This window comes from Dyella sp. (assembly GCF_035277725.1).
Classification (GTDB): Bacteria; Pseudomonadota; Gammaproteobacteria; order Xanthomonadales; family Rhodanobacteraceae; genus Dyella_B.
Genome location: NZ_DATEJY010000060.1, coordinates 1 through 5,928, shown reverse-complemented (window position 1 = coordinate 5,928; position 5,928 = coordinate 1). Strand labels below are relative to the sequence as shown.

The following is a 5,928-nucleotide window of genomic DNA, read 5'->3' as shown; positions in this document are numbered from 1 at the left end:
CCCCATCGCACATGAAACAACCATTGAAAGAACTCGCAGCCAGCATCGTCGACGCCGTACTCGAGGAACGCTGTGCATCCGAGGAAGGCATGCGTCGATACCGGCCGCTGCTGGAAGAACGGGCGCAAAGCATCGTCGCTCGCCTCGTCGTGGGTGAAGATGAAGACAGCCATCAGGTCCCCGTCCTGCTTCACCTTGCCAACACCATCGTCAAGGACGAACTAGGCAGCCATCGTTATCCCAAGCCGGCATGCCCAAACGAAGGCGGATGCGCCATGTGCTGTACGCATATGCGCATTGTGTTTAGCGAGCAGGAAGCTACCGTTATTGCGAGAGAACTACGTGAACTCTCAGAGTCTGAAAAAGCGAAGATCGCTCAGCGACTTCCTTCACTCGAAAAATCCGGACCTGGTTCGCAATGTGGTCTGTTGAACGAACAGGGTCTATGCACCCTCTACGCGGCGCGTCCCATCAACTGCCGCACGTATCGCTCCTGCTCGATAACCGCATGTGAGGACCGTGTCCGGCTCGGCCGGAATGCCGGCGAGGAAGTGGTGTTCGCATACCCGTTCGACGATCTGGTTCGCAAGTCGTTCCACCACATGGCCCAGTCGGGTGAAACGCCGCAATTTCTTGAAATGAACACGTTCTTGGCAAGCGTTTTGCACGACAACGATAGTCTTGCGACATGGGCCTCAGGCCAGGTTCCAGCCGAAGACAACGTATAGCTTCCCTGGTCAAGTGACCCAGAAACCGGGACGGCGTTGACTAAGCCGTTTAGCTACCTACGCCCACAGCACGGTCCGTCATCAAGCTTCGCCGCTCGGTTGGCCCGAAACTGGTTAACCAACTTGCGATTCTTGAGAAGCATTCAGCGCCATCTGATACAGCTCGGCACTCATTCTGAAGCCGGTATTTCGCAATTTATCCAAGTAGGGTTTGACGGATGTGATATGCCCCTGCTTCTTTGCTTCCAGAAGCACGCCCACCATGCCGATGATGTTTCGGCCCAGTTTCTTGGCGATGCTACGTCCTGCTACTTCGTCAATGATCCAGACGTCCGATTGCAATTCCACCGACAATGCAATCGCCTTGTCAGCTTGTCGACGATAGCCCTGTTGTTTACGTTTACCGCTCCTCAACGGTCATTTTTTGATGTCATCAACAAGGTCGTCAACGTCATAATTGATCGTAGCGCCTCGCTCAGAGAGCAAAGCATGAAACTCAAACTCCGTCTTTCCGATCAATTTGCCAGCCAGCGAACCATGAATGCCCTTGTATTTGTACAGAGCTATGGCCAGAAGCTCCAACGCCTCTTTCTCGTCGACCCCAAACTTCTTCATCAACGAATCATCTAACTCGAGATTCATCTTTCTTCCTTCGATCATCCTTATCTGGTCTGGCTGTAGCGGCACCGATCGCCTTCGGCAAACGCACCTCAAGCTACACCACTTTTAACAACATCCACATCACCAGAAATAAGAAAACGGAACGGAGATGGTTTAACCATCTCCGTTCCAATGACGACCGGCAGGCTTGGGATCCCCAACGTCGCGCCACCCACGTGATGCACGGCGTGGTCGTTAAGGACTAGCAAGATCAATCGATAGGCACACATTCCCACTTGCCGTTAAACCACACCGCATGCTCGCCCGGCGGACACATGGGAATGGGCGGCGTAACGGAACGCGTGTACTGCTGCATTTTTGCACCGGATGTGCCGCTGGCGTTCACACACAACGCCAGGCCAAATACAGCCAAACCGACCAATAAACTTTTCATAGCGTTCACTCCCTACCTAAGGATGCTCCGGTTTATTCAAGCGACATCGATGAAACGCGTAGGCTGGGGTGAAATCCCGGCATGTTTGCGGCTTCCGATGCAGGGATTTCATCCCAGCCTACGCGGGCGCTGCTGCCGCGCGGTATTAATCAGAGCTTCCATAAAGGGCGCTGCTTGATGAAGGTGCAACGATGACCAGAGGAGCGCCCGTGGCTCTGGCCTTGATTTACTCAAACCGCCTCGGCATCTTTTCGCGGCCCCGCTTTCCGAAGCAGCTTCTGCAGTTCCTCGGTGGTCTCGTCCGTCGATCCTTCCGGACAGATAAACGGATACTCGCGATTGTCGATGATCGGCTCGATGCCGAAGAAATCGTTGAGTACCGATTCGGACGTGCAATAGGCGCCTTCCACCCAGGCCTGGTCGTTCGAATACGCCTCGCCGACGATAAAGATATCGGCGTCGGCGCCATCGATCAGTTGCGAGGGTTTGCGTATCTTGCGCTGCACGTCGCCGACGTCGAAGTGCGGTGCCCATTCGTGGTAGCCCGCGTTGAACGGGGGCAGCGACCAATCCATGTAGGCAGCCTGCAGCGGCTCGGGCACGGCGCTGTAATCGCAGTTGGGGCCGAAGTGAAGTTCGGCCAGCATCTTGCGCAGCATCTTCACCATGCGTTTTGGCACGGTGCGCGGACCCTCCAAGGGCTGTGTATCCTGCGAAATCGGGATCTCGCGTTGATGCTTGGGGCCTAGTTCCAGTTCCTGCCAGAACGCGGTGTTGTCTTCGTCGTCGTAGCTGGCCAGGATGCCGTAGATGGGTTTCTTCTTCGGCTCGATCGCGTTATTGCCGAAATACACCACCATGCGAATCGGCGAGTTGCTCACGCTGGGACCGATGGTGTCGTTGCGCGAGACGACGGTGAGTTGCTTGGTCTGCGCGATGGTAAGCGCCTGTTCGGTCATGTTCTCGATCGCGCCCTGCATGTCCGCCACGGAGGTGTAAGGCACGTCGATCAAGGACTGCATCGCTTTTAAGGTTGCAGCGGGAAATTTCAGTGTACGCAGCTTGGCGATCGTGTCCGGCGTGATGGTGTAGCCGATGATCTGTGCGGGATATGGCGCTGGATTGTCTGCGTCGGGTGCCCACCACGGCTGATCGAAGAACATGCCCACCTTGTACGACGGCTGCATGATCGTCGATTCCAGGTACAGGTTGACCTTTTCGTGATTCAACACGTCCACCTCGCCTTTCGCCGGTGCGCGGAAGCGCGTGGCTTGTGCGACCAGATCGATCGCGGCACGCGGCATGGCCATCCAGGCCGCGTCGGCCTCGCGCGAACCGGCGGCGATGTTGGGGTTGTCGCGGTGGGCATAGGTAAACGCTACCTTGCCGGCTTTCCACAGGATCGAATGCAGGCGCGTATCGGGGTGATAACGGAAGTCGATGCTCTTGGCCTTGGCAAGCTTCACGACCTCGTCGAACAAGGCGTTGAACATGCCCGAATAGCCGATGGATAACGTTCGGTACTGGCTACCCGGCGTAAATTCGTTGTTGATGTTGAACGACACGCCGGCATGCGTGTTGATCACGTTGGAACTGTAGCCGTTGCCGTCGGCAGCATAATCGTAGCCTTCCGCACCCAGCTGATCGTAGAGCAGGTTCCAGTAACCGATGTCCTTGAGATAGTCACCCTGCTGGAAGATGCTGGATTCCGGCAACTGCGCGGTGATTCGGCCGTTTTGATAGAAGCGGCACCAATCACGGCGCGTGAATTCCGCCCATGGCTTGGTTGTCGCCAAGTCTTGCACGGTGGTGAAGCCTTGGTCGGGCGTGGTGGATGCGCCGAAGTTGTTCACCGTATACGGCGCAGGAGTGTTCGAGCCGATGGCGTTGAGATAGAAGTTACGCGAGCGCAAATAGAACAGCTGGTTATTGGTGACGTTGAACGGAACTGAATATTTTTCCAGGCCGAGCAGTGAAATCACGGCAGAGACCACGCGATGGCCGGGTGCCAGGCCATTGTTCGGGTCGGGAAATTCCTTGGTCGGCACGCTGCTCCAAAAGGAATAGCGCATGCCGCCCAGTTCAACGTACGAATCGGTCTTGTCGTTGTTGTAATGCCAGGTGCAAACGCGGGCACCAGCCGCACGCGTACCGGGATTCCGTTTGGAGAAGTCGTAGCGGCCCCAGTCGTATAACTCTAGAACGTCGCCTTTCTTCAGCTGTTTCGAGGCGAATTTGGTTTTCTTGCATTCGCCGCTCAGCAGCCGCCAGGCGGTATAGAGGCCGGCGGCGCCGGCGCCAAAGATCGAGTAGGTTTTTTGCGTCATGATTGAGCCCTCGGATTGGGATGGGGCGTTTCATTCGCTGCCGAGTCGGTACATCTGGCCGGGCAGATCCTTTTGCGGGATGACCACTTCAACCAGCACGGGTTTGTGCTTGATCCCCGCGATGCGGGGCAATGCCGCTTTCAGTTCGTTTACCGTTTCCACCCGGATGCCCTCCGCGCCGAACGCCTTCGCCAAGGCGAGGTAATCCCACTCAGGAAGAATGTCGAAGGTGTCGAAGCGGTTTTTCGGACCAGGTTTGAACGCATCCATGTTCACGTAGACCTGCTCGATGGCGTAAACCTTGTTGCTCATTACGAAGATGACTGCGTTTAGCTTGTTACGCGCCAGCGTGGATAGCGACTGGCAAACCATCATGAAGCCGCCGTCGCCTGCCACGGTCCAAGCCCGCTTGCCGCTGCCCAATTGCGCACCGGACGCCGCGCCCGTCTCAAAGCCAATGCATTGCCATGCGGCCGATGAGATAAAACTGCCCTGCGGCAGGCCATAGCAGTTCGTAGCGACGTACATGGCCGAACTGACGCCATAAGTCATCACGATATCCTTCAGCAGGTTGTTGTCCTGCAGGAAACTCATCGTGTGCTCAAAGAATCGGTTATAGGTGATGATGTGCGGCTTGTCGTTGTAAACCGGGTCGGAATTGCCCGCCCACGGCTGCGGATATTTCGGCTGTGGCGGTGCCTTGACCTTGATCGGATAAGCCTTGTCGGCCTTGAACTTCGCCAACAGCGCTTGCATGAAATCCTGCATGGTGACGGCGCCGTATTTGAAATAACCGACGCGGACGCCTGAGGTATCGGCCAACACCATGTCGGCATACTTGCTTTCGATAAAGGCAAGATAGTCGTCGGTAATGATGGTGCCCAAGGTCAATACGCAGTCGGAGGCATGGACCACATCCTGCACGGATTCGATCGACGCGGCATCGGAGTAAGTGCCGATGAACTTGTCGCCCTTCTCATCCAACACCGTCTTGCCGAGTGTGGTGGTGGTGTAGAGAAAACCGCTGGCGTCGATGATCTGCTTGAGCAAATCAGACAAACCGAAGCGCAGAATCTCCACGCCCGCAAAAATCAATGGCTGCTTAGCCGCCGTAATCTGGGTCCAGGCCTGATCCACGGCATTGCGAAGCGCCAGTTCCGGGCTCTTGGCAACGCGAGGCTTGAGTGGCGTCTTTGGCGGGCGTGGGCAGGGCTGACCCCAAACCTCCTTGTAGCAGGCGATATATACCGGCCGCTTGTCTGTGATCGCATCGGTCAGCAATTCATCGATTTGCTCGGCAGCGCCGACATTGGTGCTGAGCGTGATCGCCTTGACCGTCACGTTCTCGTAGATCTTCCGATCCGCATCCAGGTCGCCGGTGGAATGGTGGAACAGCACGTCATACATATCCGTGATATCGCGCATGTCGGCGCCCGGCGTGGCGCTGATCACCACAATCGGGCTACGTTCCACCCACGCACCGGCAATGGCATTGAGCGCGCTGTACGTGCTCACGCCAAATTGCAGCGAAACCGCCGCAAGCCCGCGGCTTCGCGCGTACGCATCGGCGGCGTAAGCGGCATCCAGTTCGTTGATCGCGCCGATCGTTTTAATGCCGTTGAAATGCTCCAGTGCCTGGGTGAAATGTTTGACGTAATCGCCCGGAATCTGGAATACGTCGGTAACATTCAGCTGTTTGAGCCGAGTCAACAGATAGTCCGCGACCGTGAACTCGGTCGCCGCATTCGTTCCTGAATCGATGAGTGACTTCTTCGAGACATTGCTGCGTGTCATGGCGACTCCCCTGCCGGTCCATACC

At 56.5% G+C, this 5,928-nt stretch carries 6 protein-coding genes; 1 reads left to right on the top strand and 5 read right to left on the bottom strand.

Translation table 11 applies throughout. The features are described 5' to 3' along the window. Positions 1–728: YkgJ family cysteine cluster protein (locus VJR68_RS05460; protein WP_324146556.1), on the top strand; the 728-nt coding region annotated here is incomplete at its 5' end. 114 nt (positions 729–842) lie between these two features. On the opposite strand, the gene VJR68_RS05455 is transcribed toward VJR68_RS05460, so the two are convergent. From VJR68_RS05455 to VJR68_RS05435, 5 genes are all read right to left on the bottom strand, one after another. Continuing rightward, the gene (locus VJR68_RS05455) at positions 843–1,142 is read right to left on the bottom strand and encodes a DUF3368 domain-containing protein (protein WP_324146555.1); all 300 of its coding nucleotides are present in this window, start codon (positions 1,140–1,142) and stop codon (positions 843–845) included. Positions 1,143–1,145: 3 nt separating this feature from the next. Next, positions 1,146–1,370 (bottom strand): UPF0175 family protein, encoded by a 225-nt coding sequence (locus VJR68_RS05450; RefSeq protein ID WP_324146554.1) that lies wholly within the window; start codon positions 1,368–1,370, stop codon positions 1,146–1,148. A gap of 229 nt (positions 1,371–1,599) precedes the next feature. Further along, positions 1,600–1,782: a hypothetical protein gene (locus VJR68_RS05445; RefSeq protein ID WP_324146553.1), complete on the bottom strand. Its 183-nt coding sequence runs from the start codon at positions 1,780–1,782 to the stop codon at positions 1,600–1,602. Positions 1,783–2,012: 230 nt separating this feature from the next. Further along, complete coding sequence (locus VJR68_RS05440; RefSeq protein ID WP_324146552.1) at positions 2,013–4,109, bottom strand: hypothetical protein; 2,097 nt, start codon at positions 4,107–4,109, stop codon at positions 2,013–2,015. Between the two features lie 30 nt (positions 4,110–4,139). Continuing rightward, positions 4,140–5,928 (bottom strand): alpha-keto acid decarboxylase family protein (locus VJR68_RS05435; protein ID WP_324146551.1); only part of this gene is annotated, 1,789 nt, incomplete at its 5' end.